The following is a 21,944-nucleotide window of genomic DNA, read 5'->3' as shown; positions in this document are numbered from 1 at the left end:
CAAGTGGAGGGGGATGTATCAGATGGAACAACCAAAACGAATCGGAATTATCGGCGGTGGACTTGCGGGGACGTTCGCTGCCCGTCAATTACAAGTCGAAGGATACGAGGTCGAGATCATCGAAAAAAGCCAAAGTGTCGGGGGACGCATGGCGACACGACGAATCGATCAGGGAAAGGCGGACCACGGAGCTGTCTTTTTCACCGTCCGGACGGATGAACTGGCGCAGGAAGTCGATGAATGGCTCGAACGCGGATTGATTCGGAAATGGTTCGGTGATGATTTTCCACGGTATATCGCGATTAACGGGATGAATCAACTCGTTCAGTCGATTGCACGCGGGATTCCGGTCCACTTGAATGAACAGGTCGGACGGATTGAAGCGGATGCAACCACGCTCCGGACGATTGCAGATAGCCGGACACGGGTCTATGACGCGATGCTCGTGACAGCACCGGTTCCGCAAGCCTATGACTTACTGCAAGCGTCCCGGCTGACGCTTGATGCAGCCGATCATACAGCGTTAGGCCGCGTCACGTTCGAACCGACATTCGTCGGCCTGTTTGAACTGAAAGAACCACTCGAAATTGGGGAGGTCGGTCTGGCGGACGATGGACTTGTCCCCGGGATGCTGAAGCTCGTCAACAACGCAGAAAAAGAAATCTCGGCGACGCCGTTACTGAGTGTCTACATGACGGGTGAGTGGAGTGAAGCCTGGTATGACAAGGAGGAAGCGGAGACGCTCACTGAAATCGAACGGCTCCTGCAAGCACAACTCGGTCCCGTCGAACTCATCTCCCGTCAGTTGAAACGATGGCGTTACGCTCAGGCACGCGATGTCTTCCACACGCCGTTTCTAAAACTGAATCACCATCCGCTGTGGCTTGCCGGGGATGCCTTCCTTGAAGCAGATGATGCCTCGGGACGGACACGGGTTGAGAGTGCCGTTATATCCGGTCTACGTGTCGCAGCGACAATCGATGCGCATTTTAAGCAACACGTTCTGACGAAATGAAGTAAAAGCAGGAGTATGCGACATGGCATACTCCTTTATTATTGATCAGATTCTGAAATGTGCGACATGCTCCAAGCAGCCATTGCATCTAAAATCGGCAAAAAACTAAGTCCCGTGTCGGTCAATGAGTATTCGACCTTTATCGGCACTTCCCGGTAGACTTTTCGAAGCAACATGCCGTCCTGCTCAAGTTCGCGTAGTTGACGTGCTAAGATGCCCTTAGAAATTCCGGGCAGCAGACGTTGTAAGGCGCCAAAGCGTTGTGTTCCTTGTTTGAGATGCCACAGGATGAGGATTTTCCATTTACCAGAAATGATGGTTTGCACACGAGTGACCGGACAAGCCGTCCGCTGTTCGGTAAGATTCATTTAGTGTCCTCCAATGGTTCTGTTTAGGTGACCAAGTATCTAAAAGGTGCCTACTAGGATTAGTGTACCACCTGTAATAAGATTAGGTACAGGATAGGCATTTGATAGAAAAAGGAGCGAATACCCATGAAGCTATTGATTACAGGAGCAACTGGAAAATTAGGAACTAAGATTGTCAATCATCTGTTAGGGCGGATTAGTGCGGACGACCTTGTCGTCAGTGTCCGAAATGTCGAAAAAGCAGCGAATCTCAAAGAACGTGGTGTCGAAGTCCGTCATGGAGATTTTGATGCGCCAACTACGTTAGCAACGGCCTTTGCAGGGATTGATCGTTTGTTGATCATTTCAACGGACGGGGAAGAAGCTACACGGGTCCGGCAACATACGGCAGCAATCGAGGCAGCGCAGGCTGCAGGCGTCGGCCTGATCGCCTACACGAGTATTGCCAATGCACAAGCAAGTCAAAATTTCTTGGCACGGACGCACCAGGTAACAGAACGATTGATTGAACAGACAGGTATCCCTTATATTTTCTTCCGGAACAACTGGTATCTTGAAAACGAGCAGGCGACGATTGACGCTGTACGTAACGGAGCAGACTGGTTGACAGCAGCGGGTGACGGAAAAGTCGGCTGGGCGTTGCAGGACGACTATGCAGAAGCAATCGCTACTGTTTTGACAACAGATGCTCCAAAACAAGCTATCTATGAACTGTCGGGTCCATTGTTGACACAAACAGAAATCGCCGAGGCACTCGGAGCGGTTCTTGCTCGACCTGTCACTGTTCAACAAGTGGATGTAGCAACGTATGCTGATATCATGAAACAAGCGGGTCTCCCGGACTTCCTCATCCCGATGCTTGTCTCGATTCAAGAAGGGATTGCAAACGATACGCTTGCTGTTGAAAGTCAGGACTTTGCACAAATTCTCGGTCGCCCGCCTGTCGTAATCAACAATGCATTAGAACGATTGATTAAAAGATAAGTTCATTTGAACGGGTTTTCCGAAGTCCTTCTCAGGGTATTCTTTTGAGAGTGAGCGAAAGTTAGAGGAGGATTCAAATGGACATCAAAAAATATCGAGTTGCTCCGGATGCGAACGTCAGTTTAGCTGATTACCAAACATCTGATCCGGACCGGATTTCTGAAGAACAATTACTCAAGACATACATTCCAGAGAGCGTCGAGGAATTGAAAGAGCTACACTGGCGGCTTCATGCAGAAGAAAAACAAGGTATTTTAGTCGTCCTGCAGGCAATCGATGCCGGTGGGAAAGATGAAGCGATCAGCTATATCTTTTCAAATCTGAATGCTCAGGGCTTGAAGACGATTTCCGTCAAGAAACCGTCAGAAGAAGAACAAAAACACGATTTTCTATGGCGGATTCATGACGGGTTGCCGGCCAAAGGAGAAGTCGGCATTTTAAATCGCTCATATTATGAAGATGTCATCGCACCGCGTATTCATAACCTGCTTGAGGAGGAAGAACTCCCGAACGATCAAGACGTTTGGCAGATGCGGTACCGGCAAATCAATGACTTCGAGCAGTACCTGGTCGAGAACGGAATCCGTGTCGTCAAGTTTCTCTTCAATGTTTCGAAGGACAAACAAAAGGAACGGTTGCTCGAACGGATGAAAGACCCGAAAAAGAACTTCGAGTTTTCGTTCAGTGACGTTGAGGAGCGGGAACATTGGGATGAGTATCAAGACATCTTTGCCGATTTGATTTCAAACACATCAACGGAAAATGCGCCATGGTACGTGCTACCGGCCGATGATGACTGGTTCGGACGTTACATCGTGACAGAAGTCATGAACGACGTTTTACGCGATATCGATCCGCAGTTTCCTGAAGTGTCGGACGAGGATCAAGAAAAACTAGATGAAGCAATCAAAAAGCTGGAAAATGAATAATCAAAACCGTTCATCGTCAGACGATGAACGGTTTTTTAGGCTGTAGACAAAGTTCTGTCGGGAGATAAAGCGTCACGTTTCGTTTCTTCCCCCCCGTAGGAGTCAACGAAACGTGCCGCTTTGAAGACGAGGCGAGACAGGGAAGCGCGAACGGATTGCCTCTCGTTCTAGCATATTCACGCTTCATAAGAGGTTGTCTAAGCATTGTTTTAATTTATTATCTTCGTTTTTGTCAGACACGTTATACTAAACAGGGAAGAAACGATGAACGATTTGGAGGAATCACACATGACTGAATATCCAAACTGTCCGAACTGTGGATCGAGCTATACATATGAAGATGGGAATTTGTTCGTCTGCCCGGAATGTGCCCATGAATGGACGCAGGCTGAAGCGGACGTGACGGAAGAGACGACGGTCATCCGTGACGCGAACGGAAACGAATTGCATGACGGCGACACGATTACGGTCATCAAAGACTTGAAGGTCAAAGGCACATCGCTTGTCGTCAAACAAGGAACCCGTGTCAAAGGGATTCGTCTCGTCGAGGGAGATCACGACATCGATTGCAAGATTGATGGACTCGGCGCAATGAAGCTGAAATCCGAGTTCGTTAAAAAAATCTGATGTACAAAACCGCCAGTCAAGTCGACATGGCGGTTTTGTGTTTTCGACGAATGAATTTATGTTCAGGACAAATGTCCTTTATCAATCATCCACCGTCGTTTTAGGATAGGATGAAAGAAGATAACGAAAGGAAGGCGATACAGATGCGAGGCATCCTTTTTGCAATCAGCGGCGGTTTTTTTCTGACGCTCCAAAGTGTCGCCAATGCCCGAATCAGTGATGGAATCGGGACCTGGCAGGCAGCGACCGTGACCCAAATGACAGGCTTCATCGTCGCCTTATTGATCACATTCGCCTTACGCGACCGGACGTTTCAAGAGATGCGTCACGTCAAGCCGCTTTATCTATCAGGAGGCGCACTGGCGGCGGCTGTTTTGTTCAGTAATATCACAGCCGTGCATTTGATGGGTGTGACATTGACGATTTCACTCTTTTTGATCGCCCAGCTCGGTCTGGCCCTTTTGATTGACTGGAACGGTTGGTTCGGAATGATGAAACGTCGGTTGCAGCTGCCGCAAGTCATCGGAATTTTGTTGATGGTCGGCGGTGTCTTAATCTTGAAACTATAAGGAGGGATTCGCGTGGAGGATGAGCGACTTGCGACATACTTGGACCGTTTTCAATTGACGCATGTCTTTGACGAGCGCTTACGCCGTCATCTCGAACGTGTCGAGGTCGAACCGGGCGAATACTTGTGCCAGCAGGGCGATGACGCGAAACAGCTGTATTTGCTCGTCGAAGGAAAGTTGAAGATCACGCATATGTCAGCGGCCGGACGACGGCTCGTTCTTTCCTTCAAGCATCCGTTCGATCTGGTCGGCGATATCGAATATGTCCGCCGTATCCCCTTGATGAATACGGTCGAGGCTGTAACGCCGGTCCAAGTCTTCCGGATCAGTTACGCGGCACTCGAACAGGTCGGAACGGATAATCCGGCGTTCTTACGTTTTTTGCTCGAGACGATTACGATGAAGTTCGAACTGAAATCGCACTCGATGAGCTTTAATCTTTTATATCCGGTCGAAGTCCGGCTCGCGAGTTATCTGTTGTCGATGACACCGGAAAAACAAACTCTGCCGGTCACGGATTTAGTCGATGCAGCGGATTTGATCGGGACGAGCTACCGGCACCTGAACCGGGTATTGCTCCAGTTCAGCCGGGATGGATTGATTGACCGGACGAAACGGACGATTGAGATCATCGACCGCGCGGGTTTAATGGAACGTGTCGGGGAAAGTATTTATGAATAGGAGGCAAGCACGATGACACTGGGGATTTTACTCGCCTTATTTGGCGGGATGCTCGTCTGTATGCAAAACACCTTTAACGCCAAAGTCAAAGAACGGGTCGGGGCGTGGGCAACGACGACGTTAGTCCTTGGACTCGGTTTCCTCGCTTCGCTGACGATTGGACTGCTCGTTGAAGGGACGGCACTTTTTTCTTTGACCGGTATGCAGCCGTGGTTTTGGTTCAGCGGCATCATCGGAGTCGGTGTCGTCCTGTCTGTGACGCAAGGCGTCCAGCAACTCGGACCGAGCTACGCCATCTCGATCGTCATGGTCTCACAAATCCTCTTTGCGCTGCTCTGGGACACGCTCGGGTGGTTCGGTCTCGAACAGGTCGCCTTCACGTGGACGAAGGCAGTCGGCGTTCTCTTGATTGGCGGCGGGGTGCTTTTGTTCCAACTCGGCGGGAATCTGACAGAAAAACGGATCTTACGAAAAGGAGCATGACGGATGAACTATACAACATTACTCTTTGATATCGATCATACTTTACTTGATTTTGACGCAACGGAACGCTGGGCGCTGCGAAAACTATTCGCGGACGAACAGCTCGAATGGACGGAAGAACGTGAAACCCGGTACCGGTCCATTAACAAAGCCTTATGGGCAGCCCTCGAACGGGGGGAAGTGACGCGAGACGCAGTCATCTCGGAACGTTTCGTGACGTTTTTTGCAGAGCAGGGATGGGTGGTCGACGGGAAACAGATGGATGAGCGCTACCGGACGTATCTCGGTCAGGGAACGGATTTGATTGACGGAGCACACGAATTACTCGGGCAGTTAAAAGGACATTACCAACTCTACGTCGTGACGAACGGTGTCTCGCGGACACAACATGCACGGCTCGCTGGTTCAGGACTGTTGCCGTACTTCGATCAGATTTTTGTTTCCGAAGACACGGGCTATCAAAAACCGATGCGTGCTTTCTTTACGTATGTGTTCGACCGGATTCCGGAATTCCGTCCGGAGCAAACACTGCTCATCGGCGACTCCTTGACTGCAGATATCCAAGGCGGCATTTCGGCCGGAATTGATACGTGTTGGTTTAACCCGGGTCAGGAAACGGCTCCGAGTGAGTTGACACCGACCTACACCATCGAACGGCTCGAACAGTTGCTTGATCTGTTGCGGACGACGGAACGAGTTCGATAACGAAAATATGTCAAGATCGTTTGACGCGAAGCGATAAAAGACTAGAAAAGGAGCAGGTTGTCATGAATCTACGAGCGATGACCGCAGCAGATTATCCGGAAGTCGGTCGGATTTACCAGCAAGGAATCGAGACACAAAATGCGACGTTCCGAACGGAAGTACCGTCGTTTGACTACTGGGATGCCCATCACCACATACACAGCCGGATTGTGGTGGAAAAAGACGGGAAAATGCTCGGATGGATCGCCATCAGTCCATTTTCGTCGATTCCGGCCTATGCCGGTGTTGCCGAAGTCAGTTTGTATATCGATGAAGACGCACGGGGAAAAGGAGTCGGGACGGTATTGATGCAGGCGGTCATTACGTCGAGTGAAGCAGCAGGCATCTGGACGTTGCATTCACAAATCTTTCCGGAAAACATCGCCAGCCTCAAACTCCATCAACGGTTCGGTTTCCGGGAAGTCGGTCGTCGGGAACGAATCGGACAGTTGGCTGGTGTCTGGCGGGATACCGTGTTACTCGAGCGGAGAAGTGAAATTTAAAAAATGGGGCTGACGCAAAAGTCAGTTTCTATACAACAAAGAGTGGCAGCGATTGAGTCTGCCACTCTTTGTTGAATTATTCGTTTCAGAACGACATGAAAGGACAAGGAAAAACCCGTCTGAACTAGAAGTGCGGGACGGGTTCTGCTTTACTTCTGATTGGATAATACGATTCCGAAAATCCGCTCTCCTTTTTTGAGTGGTACGTCAGCGGGACGCGTGACCTCATTTAAATTAAACCCGCGCATTTCTTTATTTTTTGACAGATGATAGACCATCAAAAGATTATAAGGGGTCGCCGTAGCCGTTTTTGAGCGGAAGTCGGCACCGCGAACGATGTAATCATCAAGATGCGTAAACGTATCGTCACCGAAGAGTACCGTATCACCGACATCAATCCCGAATTGAATCAGATCATCCGAGAAAGACTGGGAAAACCGGATCGTGGTATCGTACTTTTTCGGTTCAAGTTCCATCGAGAACAGTACCCGTTCTTGTTTGTCCGGGAGATATTCGACACCTTTTAGCCAGTGGGTCGCCTTTAATGTTCCTTTTAGCTGAACGGCGCCAATCTGTTGGTTGGCAAGTGTGGCAAATTTTTCTTCCCCTTCTGTAACGGGTAGGGGGGAGAGTGTGAAGGTAGAAGTGGCCTGGGTGATAGGTACTTTTTTCGTAGCGGATTCGATTTGATCGTGGTTTTGGCTGCACCCTGTCAAGATAAGGGCGGCAAGTGGTATGTACATCCAGTTTTTCATAGAAGAAGCCCCTTCCTTCGTGTGTTGGAAACATTATCCATCATCAAGCTTATCGTTTTCCTTGGATGATTTCAATGAAGAACGGGAAAAGACTGACAGCACATATTTTCAGGAGGGGTAACGATGGACGACTTTTTTGGTGAGGGACTTGAGACGAATGAACAGAAACGGAAATCAAAGCTTGAGGAAGTATTTGACCAATCGTTTGAAGCAGAACGGCGCGACTTTAACCAGTCGCTTAATCAAGAAGTGACCGTCGCCCTGATTGGCGACGTCAATGCCGGTAAATCGTCGACATTAAATGCGATTCTTGGGCGTGACGTCGCGACGGTCGGAGCGCAACCGGGTGAAACGACACGCATCGATCAGATTCGGCAGCACCCGGAAGATAAAGTCATCTTCGTCGATACGCCGGGACTCAATGACGCGAACAGCTTGAATTCAGATACGACGTGGCAGTTTTACGAAAGTGCGGATGTTATTTTGTATTTCTTGAATGCAGCGGGGACCGTCTTATCGGAGACGGAAACAAAAAATTTCAATAAGATTTATGCCCATAATAAAAACATCATCATCGTCGTGACGAAGATTGATGCGACGAACGACTTAGAGACCGTCACCCGGCACATCGAAACGAAGTTACCGGGACCGACCCTTGTCCCTGTATCAGCGAAGGATGGGACGAATATCGACCGGTTGCGGCGTGAGGTCCTCGATATCCTAAAAAAGTTCGACAAGGATAATCTGTTTGTCCGCGAAATCGATCCTTCGTTACGGGGGAAAGTCGCTAACAACTGGATTGTCGGGGCCGGGACGGCGGCTGGTGCAATCGGAGCGGTCCCGTTCCCGGGCGCAGATATCATTCCGTTGACGTCGATTCAAATCGGTTTGATGCTGAAGCTGTCGAACTTATATGAACGGAACTTATCGAAAGAAAGTGCGAAAGAGTTGCTTGTCGTGACGATCGTCGGCAATTCAGGAAAAACGGCTTTTCGCCAACTGGCGAAGATGGTGCCCGGGTACGGGGCTGTATTCGGAGCGGGTATCGCCTCGACGGCGACACTCGCACTTGGTTACGGAACAAAATATGCGTACGAGAACAAACTCGAACTGACACCGGAAAGCTTGATAGGATTTGTGAAACGATTCCGAAAAAAATCGGAGTGAGCATAATCTCAGTCTTTTTTGAAATACCCTGTTATGCTATGAAAAACAACAGGGAGGGATTGTCATGTCTACATTATTAGAAGAAATTCAAGCGTATCAAGAACAGTTCCGTCAAAAAGCACCGGCTGAAAAGCAGAAGCTGATGACGCAAGCAACAGAAGAACTCGCAGCATCAAACGGAGCAAAAGGATTAGCTGTCGGAGATGAGGCACCTCGCTTTACGCTACCGAACGCGGCAGGGACATCCGTCGCTTTAGCGGATTTACTTGAACAAGGTCCCGTCATCGTCACGTTCTATCGTGGCGGATGGTGCCCGTACTGTAACTTAGAGCTCCGTGCGTACCAACGTGAACTGGCGAAGATTCAGGAAAAAGGAGCGACACTCGTCGCAATCAGTCCTGAGACACCGGATCATTCACTCTCGACGCAAGAAAAAAATGACTTAGAGTTCGCTGTCCTCAGTGACGTCGATAATGTCGTCGCAGGGCAATTTGATCTCGTCTTCGAGATGCCGGACTATTTAGTTGAAGTGTACAAAGAATCAGGGCTGGACGTTGCCGGACATAACGGGAATGAAGACTGGCAGCTACCGAAACCAGCAACGTTCATCATTCAGCCGTCAGGTGAAATTTCGTTTGCTGACGTTCCGTCTGACTACACGCAACGTGTTGATCCGTTAACGATCATCTCAAAACTTTAAAATGTTATAAATGATCAACTCCTTTATTTTTCTATTCGTAAACAGCAGTCCTTCGTTCATAAGACGAAGGACTGCTGTTTGATGTATGCGACGGAATTATTTTAAAAAGAACTACAGTATAAAAAACGAATTAATCTTGAGTGGGAAATGAGGTTGGAAATGGATAGTTGTCTTCTTCTGTCCAATCGACGGAGTGTTTGATTTCAATCATAATTAAGTCATTTACCGTTCTTAATGTATGTGAGACGCCTTGGGGGATGTGGACAACCGATGGTGCTTCAAGCGTCTGATGTTTACCATCAATGATTGCTTCCGCTCTTCCTTTAAGAATGCTCCAGGTTGAGGCGGTATGTTCATGATAGTGATGACTGATTTGATGATTTTCTTTAATGTGCAAGCGTCGTGTAATTGCATATCGTCCATCTTCAAGTAATTGTTGATGCAAAATTGTCGCATAGCCCCAGCGTTTCCATTCAAATTGTGGAGGTCGGTCTTGGTGGACGAGATATTCTTTTAAATGGGTCGTTTCTTCTTTAGAAGAAACCAAGACACCGTCAGGACTAACGGAAACTATTAAATCATCCAATCCAATTCCGAGAACTGGAATTTGAAGTTCGTTTACAATATGTGTATTTGTTGATTTCAGAAGATGAGCATTTCCATGAAGAACACTCGGCATTTCCTCCGTTAACGTATTCCAGGTTCCGAGATCTTTCCACGGACCTTCATACCGATGTACGTAAATCAGTTCCGTTTTTTCAACAACCGCATAGTCAAAAGATGTTTTTTCAAGAGAGTCGTAAGAGCGGAGTAGATCACAGTAGGTGGTAGGAACGTTTTGAGCAAACAATTGTTTAATAAGAAAATCGAGTTGGCAAGCAAAGACACCGCAACTCCAAAGTGCATCTTCTTTAATTAATTGTTCAGCTAAGATGATTGTCGGCTTTTCTTGAAACTTCTTTACCCGTGCCATCTGATTGGCTGTTTCTGGAATAATGTAACCATACTTTGAGGTTGGATGAAGTGGTTCGACACCCATTAAATGCAACGCGTCAGGATGGGATTGGACAGCCGTATCGAGTAAACTAAACCTCTCGAAAAAGGACATATCTACATAAGAATCGACGGGCATGATGACAATTGTCTCTGTCGAATCAATGTTTTCAGCTAAGTAACTTGTTGCAAGCATGATGGCAGGAAACGTATCACGACGCGAAGGTTCACAAATAACGGCGACATCTGGACCTAATTGATGCTCGATAGCATCGAGCTGTGATTTTGTTGTTGAAATCAGAGTGCGTTCAGCTAACTTGATTTCTTGAAGTTGGAGAAAAACACGTTCAATCATGGACTGTTTTTTCCCGGACGGGTCTTCTAAAATGCGTAAAAATTGTTTTGAGTTTAAGTCATTTGAAAGGGGCCATAATCTTTTTCCGGACCCGCCAGACAATAATAAAATGTACATGCCAATCCATCCTTTCAATGAAACGGTTAACTGTATTTATGCAAATGAATAATAGTTCCTATTTCTTTGGACAATTGAGACATGTTCTGAGTTGAAAAGTGGAAAACACATAATTCACTTATAGACTAATGGTCTTTTAAGAAACCATTAGTCACCGAGTCAACGTTTTCTGTATCCATTCCCGAAAACGGGATCCGGTATAGTCCCAGTGGCGTGTTTTTGCGAAAAGGTAAGAGGCGTAACGAATCGTATCATACTGTTCTGTATCCCGAATGCATGATCGCATTTCAATGGCTAATGCGCCTGGAGTCTGGAACGTTGTCATATATCCAGCTAATCCATACTGTACAGCATCTTGAAGACCGGGAGCATGATAGACGATGGATGGCGTCCCGACAGCAGCAGCTTCACTGACTGCCAACCCCCAGCCTTCGCGCTTTGATGGAAATAATAAAGCGGTCGCCCGGCTCATTCGCTCAAGTTTCTCTTCATGACTGACGAAGCCGAAATAGGTAATATCTTGACGCATTTCTTCCGGAAGAAGAGGATTTAGTTGCTCTTCAATGTAGGTCTCATCTTTTTCACCAATCACCCAAAAACGGGCTTCCGGAAACTCCTGTTTGAATATGACGAACGCTTTAATCGCATCGTTGATTCCTTTATAGGCGGACATACGACCAATGTAAAGAAAAGTCGGTTTTTCTTCTTTATTTTTCCAGTCTATCTCTGGCCATGGGGTGAAATTGATTCCTGCCGGTAAAATCGTAATTCGTTTTGGAGCGAATCCGACATCGATTAAATCGTCAGTGGTCGATTTGCTGACAGTCACCGCCAAATCGTTCCGGTAGAGGCGGAGGCGGGGCGTTTCCGTCCGTTCTCCTAACCAGGCATACGGTTGGTTGACGTTGATCTTCCAAATTTCACGTGTTAGTCGATAAATGAATAGGGCACGTTTTTCTCGTGGTACATAAAGCGGAGTGAAAAAGTGATGGGTATTGACTTGATCGACAACGAGATCAATTGTCGATGCATGTATCTGGTAATAGTGAAAAGCATACAGAAGGACCGTTGCGTTTGTTCCGCGTCGGATATAGGTGACACCATCAAGAAATTCAACGTCGTGACCACCATCAAAGCCAGGTGAGATGTGGGTAAGGCGATAATCTTCGGCAACCCGTTTCAATACTTCGTGAATGAAAACTTCAGCACTGCCTGCTTTCGGATGTTTAATATCACGCCAAGACAAAAATAAGAGGTGTGGTTTCATTATCATGTCCTCCTATACGTGTAGTAGGTCCATTCAAAAAGAGGGTCTCGAAAGGGCGAGTAAGCTACCGCCTCGCTATTTAAAGGGAGGTGAGAGCTGACAACGTCATCTGAAGTCCATTTTCTCACCGCAAGACTCTGCAGTATAATATCAGGGATTTTTCTTTAATACTGTCAGTCTTAATTAGTTATTCGAGGTAGGGATCGCAGATTCCTAGAAGGGTTTCATTTAATTTTAAAAAGCAGGTCCCCGTTAACGAAGGGACCTGCTTTTTAGGATTTAACATGATTCGTTAATTTATCGACGAGTTGTTCGAGCGAATCGGTCATTTGATTGAGTGAATCGGTCATCGTTTCAAATTCGTGTTGGACACCAGCCTGTTCTTCGAGTCCTGCAGCTGTAGATTCGATCCCGCGCCGTACCTCGAGCGAGGCGACACGTGTCGTATCCATGCGTTCACCGATTTCAAGCATTTGCGTACCGACACCTTGGCGTGCTGTTTGAATCGAGCGAATATGCTGTTCGACATCTTGAATCATTCCTGTAATATCAGCGAAGGTCTGACCGACGCGTTTCGTCATCTGACGGTTTTCCGTCAACGTCTCGGCATACGCTCGGGCCGTCGCCTTGATTTGGTTTGTGTCTTCGACAAGAGCCTCTAACACTTCCGTCACTTCATTGGCATAGCTTCGTGACTGGACGGCGAGATGCCCGACTTCGGTCGCAACGACGGCGAAGCCGCGTCCCGCTTCACCGGCGCGCGCAGCTTCAATCGCTGCATTGAGTGCAAGTAAGTTCGTTTGCCCGGCAATTGCTTCAAGACTCGCGAGAATCGTCTGGATTTGATCGGAGCGTCCTGTCATCGTCTCGACGGAATCGTTTAAGCGGTTCGTCGCTTCGACCATTGCTTCGACCCGGCGTTCCATCGACTGCATCTCTTCATTTCCTTCACGTGCGGTGGCTGTCATGTGGACGGCTGTGTCTGCCGTCGTCGCCATCTGTGTTTGAATCGTCGCGATTGCTTGATTGACTTGCTGTAACTGATTCGTTCCATGTTGCATCGATTGATATTGACCGTCGGCAGAGTCGACGATCGGTTCGATGGCAGTAGCAATCTGATCTGTGACGACAACTGAGTTTGCAGCAGCTTGCTTCAAGTGTGTCGTATTCGTTTTTAAATGACCGACCAGTGCTTCGATTTGTTGACTGACGTTCGTGATTAACGTGTTTGCTTCCGTTTCCCGTGCGTGCGCCGCGTGACGTTCACGATTTTGAACGAATACTTGAATGATCAGGGCACTGCTCGTTAAAACTAAGAACACTGCATGAATCAGCAACAAACTAAACGGATACCCGGTCGTTCCGCACAGTAGCGTCGGTGCAAAAAAGAATCCGGCAAGATGCTGAATCGCAAATAATACCGTGCTGATTAGAATTAAATCGATTCGCCGGAAATAGGCAATCAATGCCAGAACCATGAAAATCGAGAAGTGATATTCGACGAGACCCTCTCCACCGGCGATGATTGACATGCTTGCGAATGTCAGCGTCAGTGTCAAGAGGATGGCGACCTGTTTACTCTGCGGATTAAGGCGGTACAGGATAACAGCTGCGAAGAGAAAAAAGATAGGAATCAGCGCGACGACCGTTAACATAGCGAGCGACGCGGCTGGTCCTTTTCCCTGTAAAAGGGAGTAGCCTTCTCCAAACGTTGTGAAGCGGTGGAGTCCATGGACGATTAAAGATAAAACGACGATAAGAGACGTGATGCTGAGCATGAGTTGATGACGTTTCATAAAATAAAATTCCTCCGATTTCTAGTTGAAACTAAAACAAAGACAAAGTCCTGTTTTGGTAGACGTATCAAGACTATCGGTTGCACGCATGTGTTTGTTGACTGGAAAAAAAGTTAGATGCACATCCATTATTTTTCTAAAAGAACGTGGCATGAATAAATGCCTGAACGGGTATATAAAAACATCGAAATTGGTAGGAGGAAGCCGCATGAAGTGGAAGGGAAGAGAACGAAGTTCAAACGTAGAAGACCGCCGGGGAATGGGTGGGAAAGGAATCGCGGGAATCGGAGGTGGACTTGGCATCATCATCTTGATCGTCGTGACGTTGATGGGTGGGAATCCTGCTGATTTGCTTGGGGATTTATCCGGTTCAGAGAGCGGGACGAACTCAGGCTATCAAGAAACAGCGAAAGAAAAAGAAGCCGCCGATTTTGTCTCGGTCGTGCTCGCCGATACGGAACGTGTCTGGACGAAGGAGTTTAAACAAGACGGGATGACATACAAAGAACCGACACTTGTCCTTTATACCGACCAAGTCAGTTCAGCGTGTGGACAAGCCGGAAAATCGGTCGGTCCTTTTTATTGTCCAGGCGATCAGAAATTATACATTGATTTAAGTTTTTATGATGAATTACAAACTAAGTACGGGGCGCCTGGCGACTTTGCGATGGCTTACGTCATTGCCCATGAAGTCGGTCATCACGTCCAGACGTTACTCGGGACGTCAGATGAGATCATGCCGCTCCGTCAAAAGATGAGCGAAGAGAAATTCAATAAATACCTCGTCCGGTTCGAACTGCAGGCAGATTATTATGCCGGCGTGTGGGCACATCACGCGCAAGGGGAGAACTTGTTGGAAGAAGGCGACCTTGAAGAAGCGCTTGGTGCTGCAAATGCCGTCGGTGACGATACCCTTCAGAAAAAAGGTCAAGGATACGTCGTGCCGGAAAGCTTTACGCACGGGACATCGAAACAACGGAAAAGCTGGTTCCAAAAAGGTTTTGATAACGGAACGATTGAAGGCGGCGACACGTTCGAAGCAGCAAACTTATAAGCGGATGACTTCAAAAAGAGACCGTTCCGAGTGGGGAACGGTCTCTTTGGGTTAGTCGTTGTAATTGTTAAACATCTTCGCATCATCCGGCACATTGGCGAGGTAGACGATTTTTCCGTCTGCATCAAGGCGGGCGATATCCGTCCCGTCCTGCGTGAAGACCGCTCCGTCAGCCCGCTTGCCGCAGACGGCCCAGCGTGTCTCGAATGTATCGCCATCTGCTGACGGGAGCCAGGCTTCATACATGTGCTTGATGTCCTGGTTGGCAGTGAAGACCAGGCGGACGAATTTTTTCCAGGCGTCGATGCCATGTTGTTCCTGTCCACTCAAGACGAACGTGATGTCGTCCGAAAAGAGGGAAGAGAGGTCACTAAAAGCCTGTTCATCGGTCCGGGAAGCGTCAAATAACTCAAAGTAGCGGTCAAGTGTAGTCATGCGTAAGTCTCCTTTTAGTTGCGAATCATTTGTTGTTCAATCAAGGCTTGCAATGTCGTTAAGTGGTCAGGGGGACAGTTCCTGTCGATTTCCTGTCGGAGCGATCCAATCGTTTCACGTTTTAAGGTCGATTGCCAAGCATCTTCCGCTTCCGTCATCAAGTTAGATAAGAGGCGGACGTTCTGTTCTTTGATGCCCATCAAGTCTTCAAAGACACCACTTGAAGCATAAAGGGATTGTTTTCCTTCGATGGCTTCGTAGACGTCAAAGATACGAATCCGATCGGAAGGTTGATTCAGTCGGAAACCGCCTTTGACCCCCGGGACAGACAGAAGGAGGTCGGCACTGACGAGTTTACGCAATAGTTTTTGAAAGTACGTCGGTGAAGCGCCGAGCTGCTGACTGATGAACTCACCGGGTAAAAGTCCTTTCTCCGGCAAAAAGGTCAGTAACAGCATCGCGTAGACGGATTGTTCGACTCCGGTTTTCATTTGCATGGTAATTCGCCCTTTCTGTATAACGTAGATAACTATTGTCTATAATAGTGGACGTTAGCAATTTTGTCGAGTAAAACGCTTCTCACAAAACCGTCACACCTTTGGAGCGGCATTCTCATGGCAACTAAACGAAGGATTCGGTATACTGAATGTACGATATGTGAAAATATTCACTAAAAGTCGTTCACAATTTGTGAAGGGGCGTTTTTATATGAATCCACTTAAAGGAATCATCTCGATTCCACGTACGATCATGTTGCAATTGATGCTGGCGGCTGTCCTGATGGGGATTGCGGTCATCGGTCAATCGTACTTGATCGTCATCATCGTCGACCGCATTTTTCTCCAAGGGGACGCCTTTGCGGCAATTGTTCCGCTACTCGGTATCTTACTGCTCATGCTGATGTTACGGGTCGCTGTCACGTACTGGAACGGGCGGCTCGGGACGGTTCTCGCGGCACGTGTCAAACAAGACATTCGCCAGGCGCTCGTCGCGAAGTATACGATGAGTTCCGTCGAAGTGATGTCGCAAGGACAGTCGGGACAAAAGGTCAGTGTGTTGCTTGACGCGGTCGATGAGATGGACAGCTATTACAGCCAATACTTGCCGAAAGTCATCCAGACGTCGATCGTTCCCTTGATGGTGCTGATCGCAGCATTCAGTTATGACTGGATTACGGGACTCGTCATGATGATCACGGCACCATTCATTCCACTGTTCTACATCGTCATCGGAATCATGACGCAAAAACGTGCCGATACGCAGCTCGAGAAGATGACGGCGTTCTCCGGAACCTTCCTCGATACGCTGCAAGGCATCACGACGTTAAAGTTGTTTGGTCGCGCGAAAGCACAGCAGGACGTCATCGAACGGAGTAGTCTCGACTTCCGCGATGCGACGCTGACCGTGCTGAAGCTCGCCTTCTTGTCGTCGTTGATGCTTGAGTTCATCTCGATGCTCAGCATGGGGATGATTGCGCTTGAGGTCAGTCTCCGGTTGATTTTATTTCAAAGCATCACCTTTGTTCCAGCCTTCTTGATGCTCGTGCTTGCACCGGAGTATTATTTGGCCTTAAAAGAGATGGGGGCAGCGTTCCATACCGGACGGGGCAGTGTTGCGGCGGCGAAACAGATTGCGTCTGAACTGACGCAAGACGACCGGGGCGTAACGTTCGGAACGGAGGCGTTAAAGTCCGCGACACCACCGCGGATTGAACTGAAAGACGTGGACTTTACGTATCAGGACGAGCGGTTTGCACTGACCGACGTCACGCTGCGCATCGAACCGTACCAAAAAGTCGCCTTGATCGGACGAAGTGGTGCCGGGAAGTCGACCGTCCTGCAGTTACTCGCGGGACTGGCCGATCCAAAGAACGGCGAAGTGCTCCTGAATGGTCAGCCACGCGCACAAATCACGGAAACGAGCTGGTTCGGACAGCTCAGCTATATCTCGCAGCATCCTTACCTGTATGCGGGGACACTCGCCGACAACATCGCCATCGGTGAATTACGGGAGGCGACGCGGACAGACATCGAGCGTGCGGCAGCTGCCGCAGGACTCGGGGAACTGATTGCGAGTTTACCGGACGGGCTCGACACCGGAATCGGTGAAGGGGGGCGCGGTCTATCGGGTGGCGAAAAACAACGGGTCGCACTCGCCCGTGCCTTCTTGAAACGGCCGAACGTCATCCTGTTCGATGAACCGACGACGGGACTCGACGTTAAGACGGAACACCTGTTACAGCAGGCAATCCAGGAACTCGGACGGACGGCGACCGTCATCACGGTCGCACACCGTCTGCATACGATCGAACAGTCGGACAACATCGTCATTTTAGAGGCCGGCCGGATCGTCGACCAAGGCACACATGAGGCGTTACTCGCACGGGATTCGGAATACGCACGGATGCGTGCCGTCCAACGAGGGGAGGAAACACGATGAAAGAATTGATGGGTATTTTTCGATTGATGCTGCACCAGAAACGGGATATCGTCCTCTCGATTCTCTTTGGTGTTCTTGCCGGCGTCACGGCGGTGGGTCTGTTTGCAGCAAGCGGCTTCCTGATTTCGAAGGCGGCACTGTTGCCACCGATTCAAACACTCGCTGTACTGATTGCCTTGCAAAAAATATCAAGCCTGACGCGTGCCGTCAGTCGGTATGCGGAGCGTTATTACTCGCACCGGGCAACGTTTACGATTTTGAGTGATTTACGGACGACGTTTTACAAACGGCTCGAACCGCTTGCGCCGGGCATCTTCGCGAAGTACCGGAGCGGTGACTTGCTCGCGCGAATCGTCGGCGATGTCGAGAGTCTGCAGAACACGTTTTTACGTGTCGTCTATCCGCCGATCATTCTCGTCCTCGTCTTTCTGTGTACAATCTTTTTTGTCAGCTTCTTCTCACTCAGTGTCGCGCTCGTCCTCGTGTTCGGACTGCTCTTGACGGGATTTATCATCCCGGGCTGGTTCGCTTACCGGGAACAGCGTTTCGCGCGGACCGTTCGCGCGCGGCGCGGGGAACTGTCGACGGAAGTGACAGAGTTGTTCCAAGGCTACCGTGACTTAAAAATCTATCAGCAACTCGCGAACAAAGAGACGGAACTGAACGAAGTCGCAGCCCGCTATGTTGCAGAAGAACGGCGAAACGGACTGCATGCCGTCTCGAACCTGGCGCTCAATACACTGGTGACGTTAGTCATCTCGTGGCTCGTCCTCGGACTGGGCGCTTACCTCGTCGCGGATGGTCAACTCGATGGTGTCTTCCTTGCGTTGCTCGTCATGACATCACTGACGGTATTCGAAAATGCGGCACCGATGGCGATTTTACCCGGCTTCTTCGAAGATAGCCGCCATGCTGCACGGCGTCTCGATGACGTCGTAACGGACGAAGTCATGCCGACATATCCTCCGTTTGAACTGGACGCTGCCCCGACGCTTACGGCAACGGACGTCACGTTTTCATTTCCGGGTGAAGTCCGGCCCGTCCTCCGTAACGTCAGCGTGACATTCCCTCGTGGCTCGAAGACGGCGATCGTCGGCGCGAGTGGCTCCGGAAAATCGACCTTGCTCCAACTGTTGCTCCGGATGTATCCGGTAGACGGAATCACGATTGCTGGTGTCCATGGAGCGGAAATCGATCCGGAAGCCTTGTGGCGACAAACGAATGTCGTTTTGCAACAGAATCATTTCTTTTACGGAACGATTCGTGAAAACTTGCAGCTCGCACATGAGGAAGCGACGGATGAAGCGATGGAATTGGCGTTGCGGCAGGTTGATTTGACGTTTAGTCTGGCTGACAAGGTGCTCGAGAAAGGGGAAAATCTATCGGGAGGCGAAAAACAACGCCTCGCGATTGCCAGGATTTTCTTACGCGAAGCACCGCTCTACTTGCTGGATGAACCGACATCGTCCGTCGATGCCTTGACGGAACAGATGATTTTACGTCAACTGTTCGCACGTGCGACAGACGCAACCGTGTTACTCGTCAGCCATCGTCTCGCGGGTCTTGAACAGATGGATCAAATCGTCGTCATGGAACAGGGACAAGTCATCGAAGTCGGAACATATGATGAGTTGATGAACCGACAAGGTGCCTTCTACGCATTAAAACAAGTCGAACAATCCGTCTTTACGCCGGATCAAATCGCACGTTAAACAAACAGGATCCACTTGTGCCACGAACGGCGCCAGCGGATCCTGTTTTTTCGTGTGGTTTAACGGGGTACGTTGAGCCACCAGTGATGGAGGAGCAGGAACGAGCTACTAACGAGAAGGATGGCACAAGTAAAAATAAAAAAAGTCGTACTATTGAAAGTCTGATCATTCATATGGATGTCGAAGACGGATGTGATGGAGCGAATGTATTCTAAATCACGTGTCGTTCCTTCGCGATGCATCAAATGATCAATCAAGTCAGCCCGGTACGTCCGGTAGTGATGGATTTGATAGATTGAACCGAACAGCGCGGAACTCCCGCTGAGCAGCAGCAAAATCGTCAGTCCGGGTGGACGGACTTGAAGACGGTGCAGGAAACGGATGACGGAACGGACGCTGGTGACGAATAAGAAGATTAACAGCATTGCCAATAAAATGGCCGGATTGCCGTTACCGGAACTGACTTCAGGTGAAACGGACATCGCATGACCGAAACCAAAAAGACCGGCTTCGACGCACAGGAGACCGACAGCAATCAACCCATCATTTCGTTTTGAATCCATTCTGCACCTCCAGAGGATATGTGATGGATTCAGTGTACAAAAGAATCGTCAGTGCCAGGTAACCGTTTTCCTACAGAATGGAAATGGAATTTTAATGGACCTTATAATGTATCGATGGTAAAGTAAGGAAAATTAAAAAGGGGGAGTTCAATGGATATCCGTCACGAAACAATCGCAGTCGGGAAGCAACTGGTTTCATATACGCATTACTACTCCGAGTCGTCACAGGTCTGTTTTTTGTTGTCAGGCGCAAGTTATGTTTACGATCATCCTTACTTTTACTATAGTCGGATGATGTTGCTGAACCATGATGTCAATATCATTGAGATTCACTATATGTCGGACGACATCTATGAGTTGCCGGACGAGGAAGCGGACGACGAAATCCTTCGCCGGATCGAGGCCGTCATCGCGAAAGTCTTACAAGAAAAAACCTATCTGACGCACCAGTTCATCGCGAAATCCCTTGGAACGGGTCCGCTCGTTACGTTGATGCAACGACCGGTTTTTTCGGAAGCGACAGTCATTTTACTGACGCCGCTTTTGACCGTGCCTTTCATCGCGGAAGGGATTGTCGCAAGTCGGCAACGGGGATTACTCGTCATCGGCGATGCGGACCGCTTTCATGAAACGTCGGCACTCGAACGGTGCCGGGCCAGTCACTTAATGGTTGAGCTGATTCCTGGAGCGAATCATTCGTTAGATATCGGTTTTCAAGTCGATCAGTCGCTTGCGACGGTTGCGCATGTGACGAAACGGATTGAAGAAACACTCTTTCCCGTGACGGTAATTCGTTGAACGGTGTTGTCTATCGTTTCTAGAAGTGAGTGACTGACAAACGTGTCTTCCTTCTCGTGCTTTCCTCGGGCGAGGCGCAAGCCGTTGCTACCTGGTTCTAACGAACCAAGTAGCAGGGTCTTGCCTGCCTCTGACAGCGCAAAAATCGTGCACTTTTCCCCGTAGGAGTCACGAAAAGTGAAACGTTTGTCCGAAAGTTACTTCATTACAGTCAAAAAAGAACGTCCTCGAAAAAACGAGAACGTTCTTTTTTCTGTTCAATACGGACGTAATAACGCACGGACCGGACTGCCGTCACCATCGACGAGCGGGAGCGGGACCGCGTTCAGGTGATAGTCCCCAGGTGCGATTTTATCGAGGACAAGTCCTTCTAAAATATGCACACCATGTGTCGCAAGGGCATGATGGGCAGCCATCTCCTTACTGTCGATCGCATCGACGGACGGAAGATCGAGACCGATCAGTTCGACGCCGAGAGTACCGAGTCGCTCGGCGAGACTGGGTGTCAGGACGGGAATCGACTCAGGAAAAACCGATTTATCGACCCAGCCGTCCGTCTTGATGATGAGACGGCGGACATCCGTCAAATCGAATCTGTCAAGGTCACTTGCGACGAGTTCCGTCCGACCGGGTAAGTAGATGACCCGTGCATGACCGATGTAAAGATCGGGGTCGAGTTCGATGACTTTTTTGCCTGCATCGTCAAAGTGGAACGGCGCATCGATATGTGTGCCCGTGTGTAAGCTCATCGTGACCTTACCGACGTTGACGGACCCGGTGTCAGCCTTACTCCAACTGATCGTATAGTCGAACTTCGTATCTCCCGGCCATGTCGTCACGGACGAAGACAGTGGTTGTGAAACATCAATCCAGCGGTTCATCAGGAATTC

The 21,944-nt window shown here is 49.1% G+C and carries 24 protein-coding genes; 15 read left to right on the top strand and 9 right to left on the bottom strand.

Annotated features, from left to right (window positions below; all coding sequences use genetic code 11):
* Positions 1-22: 22 nt before the first annotated feature.
* Entirely contained in the window at positions 23-1,015 is a 993-nt protein-coding gene (locus tag KNP99_RS11910) for an NAD(P)/FAD-dependent oxidoreductase (RefSeq protein WP_214767594.1), read from the top strand.
* A 38-nt stretch (positions 1,016-1,053) separates the two neighbouring features.
* Here the strand turns inward: KNP99_RS11910 and KNP99_RS11905 are convergent, their stop codons facing one another.
* On the bottom strand, positions 1,054-1,383 hold the full coding sequence (locus tag KNP99_RS11905) for a winged helix-turn-helix transcriptional regulator (RefSeq protein ID WP_215193248.1): 330 nt from the start codon (positions 1,381-1,383) through the stop codon (positions 1,054-1,056).
* A 126-nt stretch (positions 1,384-1,509) separates the two neighbouring features.
* On the opposite strand from KNP99_RS11905, the gene KNP99_RS11900 reads away from it, so the two are divergent.
* The 8 genes from KNP99_RS11900 to KNP99_RS11865 all read left to right on the top strand — a co-directional run bounded on the left by KNP99_RS11900 (position 1,510) and on the right by KNP99_RS11865 (position 6,903).
* On the top strand, positions 1,510-2,367 hold the full coding sequence (locus KNP99_RS11900) for an SDR family oxidoreductase (RefSeq protein ID WP_214802723.1): 858 nt from the start codon (positions 1,510-1,512) through the stop codon (positions 2,365-2,367).
* A 77-nt stretch (positions 2,368-2,444) separates the two neighbouring features.
* Positions 2,445-3,296 carry a PPK2 family polyphosphate kinase gene (locus KNP99_RS11895; protein ID WP_215193247.1) on the top strand — a complete coding sequence of 284 codons (852 nt, stop codon included), beginning with the start codon at positions 2,445-2,447 and terminating at the stop codon, positions 3,294-3,296.
* A gap of 288 nt (positions 3,297-3,584) precedes the next feature.
* Positions 3,585-3,923 carry a zinc ribbon domain-containing protein YjdM gene (locus tag KNP99_RS11890; RefSeq protein ID WP_214802730.1) on the top strand — a complete coding sequence of 113 codons (339 nt, stop codon included), beginning with the start codon at positions 3,585-3,587 and terminating at the stop codon, positions 3,921-3,923.
* A gap of 143 nt (positions 3,924-4,066) precedes the next feature.
* A complete protein-coding gene (locus KNP99_RS11885; protein WP_214802732.1) occupies positions 4,067-4,492 on the top strand; it encodes a DMT family transporter in 426 nt (141 codons plus the stop codon).
* 12 nt (positions 4,493-4,504) lie between these two features.
* Positions 4,505-5,173, top strand: a complete 669-nt coding sequence (locus KNP99_RS11880; RefSeq protein WP_214811475.1) for a Crp/Fnr family transcriptional regulator — start codon at positions 4,505-4,507, stop codon at positions 5,171-5,173.
* Between the two features lie 12 nt (positions 5,174-5,185).
* Positions 5,186-5,656 (top strand): DMT family transporter, encoded by a 471-nt coding sequence (locus tag KNP99_RS11875; RefSeq protein WP_214767609.1) that lies wholly within the window; start codon positions 5,186-5,188, stop codon positions 5,654-5,656.
* Between the two features lie 3 nt (positions 5,657-5,659).
* A complete protein-coding gene (locus KNP99_RS11870; RefSeq protein ID WP_215193246.1) occupies positions 5,660-6,361 on the top strand; it encodes a YjjG family noncanonical pyrimidine nucleotidase in 702 nt (233 codons plus the stop codon).
* A 62-nt stretch (positions 6,362-6,423) separates the two neighbouring features.
* Positions 6,424-6,903, top strand: coding sequence for a GNAT family N-acetyltransferase (locus tag KNP99_RS11865; RefSeq protein ID WP_088836034.1), 480 nt, complete (start codon positions 6,424-6,426; stop codon positions 6,901-6,903).
* A gap of 149 nt (positions 6,904-7,052) precedes the next feature.
* Here the strand turns inward: KNP99_RS11865 and KNP99_RS11860 are convergent, their stop codons facing one another.
* Complete coding sequence (locus KNP99_RS11860; protein WP_088836035.1) at positions 7,053-7,658, bottom strand: hypothetical protein; 606 nt, start codon at positions 7,656-7,658, stop codon at positions 7,053-7,055.
* 123 nt (positions 7,659-7,781) lie between these two features.
* Between KNP99_RS11860 and KNP99_RS11855 the strand changes: the two genes are divergently transcribed.
* Both KNP99_RS11855 and KNP99_RS11850 read left to right on the top strand, forming a co-directional pair.
* A complete protein-coding gene (locus tag KNP99_RS11855) occupies positions 7,782-8,825 on the top strand; it encodes a YcjF family protein (RefSeq protein WP_088836036.1) in 1,044 nt (347 codons plus the stop codon).
* Positions 8,826-8,889: 64 nt separating this feature from the next.
* Complete coding sequence (locus tag KNP99_RS11850) at positions 8,890-9,525, top strand: peroxiredoxin-like family protein (protein ID WP_088836037.1); 636 nt, start codon at positions 8,890-8,892, stop codon at positions 9,523-9,525.
* A gap of 130 nt (positions 9,526-9,655) precedes the next feature.
* Here KNP99_RS11850 and KNP99_RS11845 read toward each other — a convergent pair whose 3' ends face one another.
* The 3 genes from KNP99_RS11845 to KNP99_RS11835 form a co-directional block, all read right to left on the bottom strand.
* A complete protein-coding gene (locus KNP99_RS11845; protein ID WP_088836038.1) occupies positions 9,656-10,990 on the bottom strand; it encodes a sugar phosphate nucleotidyltransferase in 1,335 nt (444 codons plus the stop codon).
* Positions 10,991-11,141: 151 nt separating this feature from the next.
* Positions 11,142-12,257, bottom strand: a complete 1,116-nt coding sequence (locus tag KNP99_RS11840; RefSeq protein ID WP_088836039.1) for a glycosyltransferase family 4 protein — start codon at positions 12,255-12,257, stop codon at positions 11,142-11,144.
* Positions 12,258-12,529: 272 nt separating this feature from the next.
* Positions 12,530-14,053, bottom strand: coding sequence for a methyl-accepting chemotaxis protein (locus tag KNP99_RS11835; protein ID WP_214770548.1), 1,524 nt, complete (start codon positions 14,051-14,053; stop codon positions 12,530-12,532).
* 208 nt (positions 14,054-14,261) lie between these two features.
* On the opposite strand from KNP99_RS11835, the gene ypfJ reads away from it, so the two are divergent.
* Positions 14,262-15,107: a KPN_02809 family neutral zinc metallopeptidase gene (gene ypfJ / locus KNP99_RS11830; protein WP_214767639.1), complete on the top strand. Its 846-nt coding sequence runs from the start codon at positions 14,262-14,264 to the stop codon at positions 15,105-15,107.
* Between the two features lie 51 nt (positions 15,108-15,158).
* Here the strand turns inward: ypfJ and KNP99_RS11825 are convergent, their stop codons facing one another.
* A complete protein-coding gene (locus KNP99_RS11825) occupies positions 15,159-15,542 on the bottom strand; it encodes a nuclear transport factor 2 family protein (protein ID WP_088836042.1) in 384 nt (127 codons plus the stop codon).
* A 14-nt stretch (positions 15,543-15,556) separates the two neighbouring features.
* The gene (locus KNP99_RS11820; protein WP_088836043.1) at positions 15,557-16,039 is read right to left on the bottom strand and encodes an Rrf2 family transcriptional regulator; all 483 of its coding nucleotides are present in this window, start codon (positions 16,037-16,039) and stop codon (positions 15,557-15,559) included.
* A 211-nt stretch (positions 16,040-16,250) separates the two neighbouring features.
* Between KNP99_RS11820 and cydD the strand changes: the two genes are divergently transcribed.
* Positions 16,251-17,981 carry a thiol reductant ABC exporter subunit CydD gene (gene cydD / locus KNP99_RS11815; RefSeq protein WP_214808851.1) on the top strand — a complete coding sequence of 577 codons (1,731 nt, stop codon included), beginning with the start codon at positions 16,251-16,253 and terminating at the stop codon, positions 17,979-17,981.
* On the top strand, positions 17,978-19,693 hold the full coding sequence (gene cydC, locus KNP99_RS11810) for a thiol reductant ABC exporter subunit CydC (RefSeq protein WP_214808848.1): 1,716 nt from the start codon (positions 17,978-17,980) through the stop codon (positions 19,691-19,693). The genes cydD and cydC overlap by 4 nt, the downstream gene beginning before the upstream one ends.
* A 59-nt stretch (positions 19,694-19,752) precedes the next feature.
* Here cydC and KNP99_RS11805 read toward each other — a convergent pair whose 3' ends face one another.
* Positions 19,753-20,256: a hypothetical protein gene (locus KNP99_RS11805; RefSeq protein WP_214802765.1), complete on the bottom strand. Its 504-nt coding sequence runs from the start codon at positions 20,254-20,256 to the stop codon at positions 19,753-19,755.
* 150 nt (positions 20,257-20,406) lie between these two features.
* Here KNP99_RS11805 and KNP99_RS11800 point away from each other — a divergent pair, with 150 nt between their 5' ends.
* Positions 20,407-21,054: a cyclase gene (locus KNP99_RS11800; RefSeq protein ID WP_214770561.1), complete on the top strand. Its 648-nt coding sequence runs from the start codon at positions 20,407-20,409 to the stop codon at positions 21,052-21,054.
* Between the two features lie 257 nt (positions 21,055-21,311).
* Here the strand turns inward: KNP99_RS11800 and kynB are convergent, their stop codons facing one another.
* The gene (gene kynB, locus KNP99_RS11795; RefSeq protein WP_214802768.1) at positions 21,312-21,935 is read right to left on the bottom strand and encodes an arylformamidase; all 624 of its coding nucleotides are present in this window, start codon (positions 21,933-21,935) and stop codon (positions 21,312-21,314) included.
* Positions 21,936-21,944 lie beyond the last annotated feature (9 nt).

The sequence above is a fragment of the Exiguobacterium sp. s95 genome, assembly GCF_018618655.1.
Taxonomy (GTDB): Bacteria; Bacillota; Bacilli; order Exiguobacteriales; family Exiguobacteriaceae; genus Exiguobacterium_A; species Exiguobacterium_A oxidotolerans.
Note: the sequence above shows the minus strand (reverse complement) of the source record. Positions and strands in the feature narration are given on the sequence as shown.

Bases quoted from the DNA above. Each gene is read 5' to 3' on its own strand.
- KNP99_RS11845 (WP_088836038.1), bottom strand. From the start codon at position 10,990: ATGTACATTTTATTATTGTCTGGCGGGTCCGGAAAAAGATTATGGCCC.
- kynB (WP_214802768.1), bottom strand. From the start codon at position 21,935: ATGAACCGCTGGATTGATGTTTCACAACCACTGTCTTCGTCCGTGACG.
- KNP99_RS11860 (WP_088836035.1), bottom strand. From the start codon at position 7,658: ATGAAAAACTGGATGTACATACCACTTGCCGCCCTTATCTTGACAGGG.
- ypfJ (WP_214767639.1), top strand. From the start codon at position 14,262: ATGAAGTGGAAGGGAAGAGAACGAAGTTCAAACGTAGAAGACCGCCGG.
- KNP99_RS11905 (WP_215193248.1), bottom strand. From the start codon at position 1,383: ATGAATCTTACCGAACAGCGGACGGCTTGTCCGGTCACTCGTGTGCAA.
- cydC (WP_214808848.1), top strand. From the start codon at position 17,978: ATGAAAGAATTGATGGGTATTTTTCGATTGATGCTGCACCAGAAACGG.
- KNP99_RS11840 (WP_088836039.1), bottom strand. From the start codon at position 12,257: ATGAAACCACACCTCTTATTTTTGTCTTGGCGTGATATTAAACATCCG.
- KNP99_RS11850 (WP_088836037.1), top strand. From the start codon at position 8,890: ATGTCTACATTATTAGAAGAAATTCAAGCGTATCAAGAACAGTTCCGT.
- KNP99_RS11910 (WP_214767594.1), top strand. From the start codon at position 23: ATGGAACAACCAAAACGAATCGGAATTATCGGCGGTGGACTTGCGGGG.
- KNP99_RS11855 (WP_088836036.1), top strand. From the start codon at position 7,782: ATGGACGACTTTTTTGGTGAGGGACTTGAGACGAATGAACAGAAACGG.
- KNP99_RS11870 (WP_215193246.1), top strand. From the start codon at position 5,660: ATGAACTATACAACATTACTCTTTGATATCGATCATACTTTACTTGAT.
- KNP99_RS11865 (WP_088836034.1), top strand. From the start codon at position 6,424: ATGAATCTACGAGCGATGACCGCAGCAGATTATCCGGAAGTCGGTCGG.
- KNP99_RS11835 (WP_214770548.1), bottom strand. From the start codon at position 14,053: ATGAAACGTCATCAACTCATGCTCAGCATCACGTCTCTTATCGTCGTT.
- KNP99_RS11825 (WP_088836042.1), bottom strand. From the start codon at position 15,542: ATGACTACACTTGACCGCTACTTTGAGTTATTTGACGCTTCCCGGACC.
- KNP99_RS11895 (WP_215193247.1), top strand. From the start codon at position 2,445: ATGGACATCAAAAAATATCGAGTTGCTCCGGATGCGAACGTCAGTTTA.
- KNP99_RS11885 (WP_214802732.1), top strand. From the start codon at position 4,067: ATGCGAGGCATCCTTTTTGCAATCAGCGGCGGTTTTTTTCTGACGCTC.
- KNP99_RS11805 (WP_214802765.1), bottom strand. From the start codon at position 20,256: ATGGATTCAAAACGAAATGATGGGTTGATTGCTGTCGGTCTCCTGTGC.
- KNP99_RS11820 (WP_088836043.1), bottom strand. From the start codon at position 16,039: ATGCAAATGAAAACCGGAGTCGAACAATCCGTCTACGCGATGCTGTTA.
- KNP99_RS11800 (WP_214770561.1), top strand. From the start codon at position 20,407: ATGGATATCCGTCACGAAACAATCGCAGTCGGGAAGCAACTGGTTTCA.
- KNP99_RS11875 (WP_214767609.1), top strand. From the start codon at position 5,186: ATGACACTGGGGATTTTACTCGCCTTATTTGGCGGGATGCTCGTCTGT.
- cydD (WP_214808851.1), top strand. From the start codon at position 16,251: ATGAATCCACTTAAAGGAATCATCTCGATTCCACGTACGATCATGTTG.
- KNP99_RS11900 (WP_214802723.1), top strand. From the start codon at position 1,510: ATGAAGCTATTGATTACAGGAGCAACTGGAAAATTAGGAACTAAGATT.
- KNP99_RS11890 (WP_214802730.1), top strand. From the start codon at position 3,585: ATGACTGAATATCCAAACTGTCCGAACTGTGGATCGAGCTATACATAT.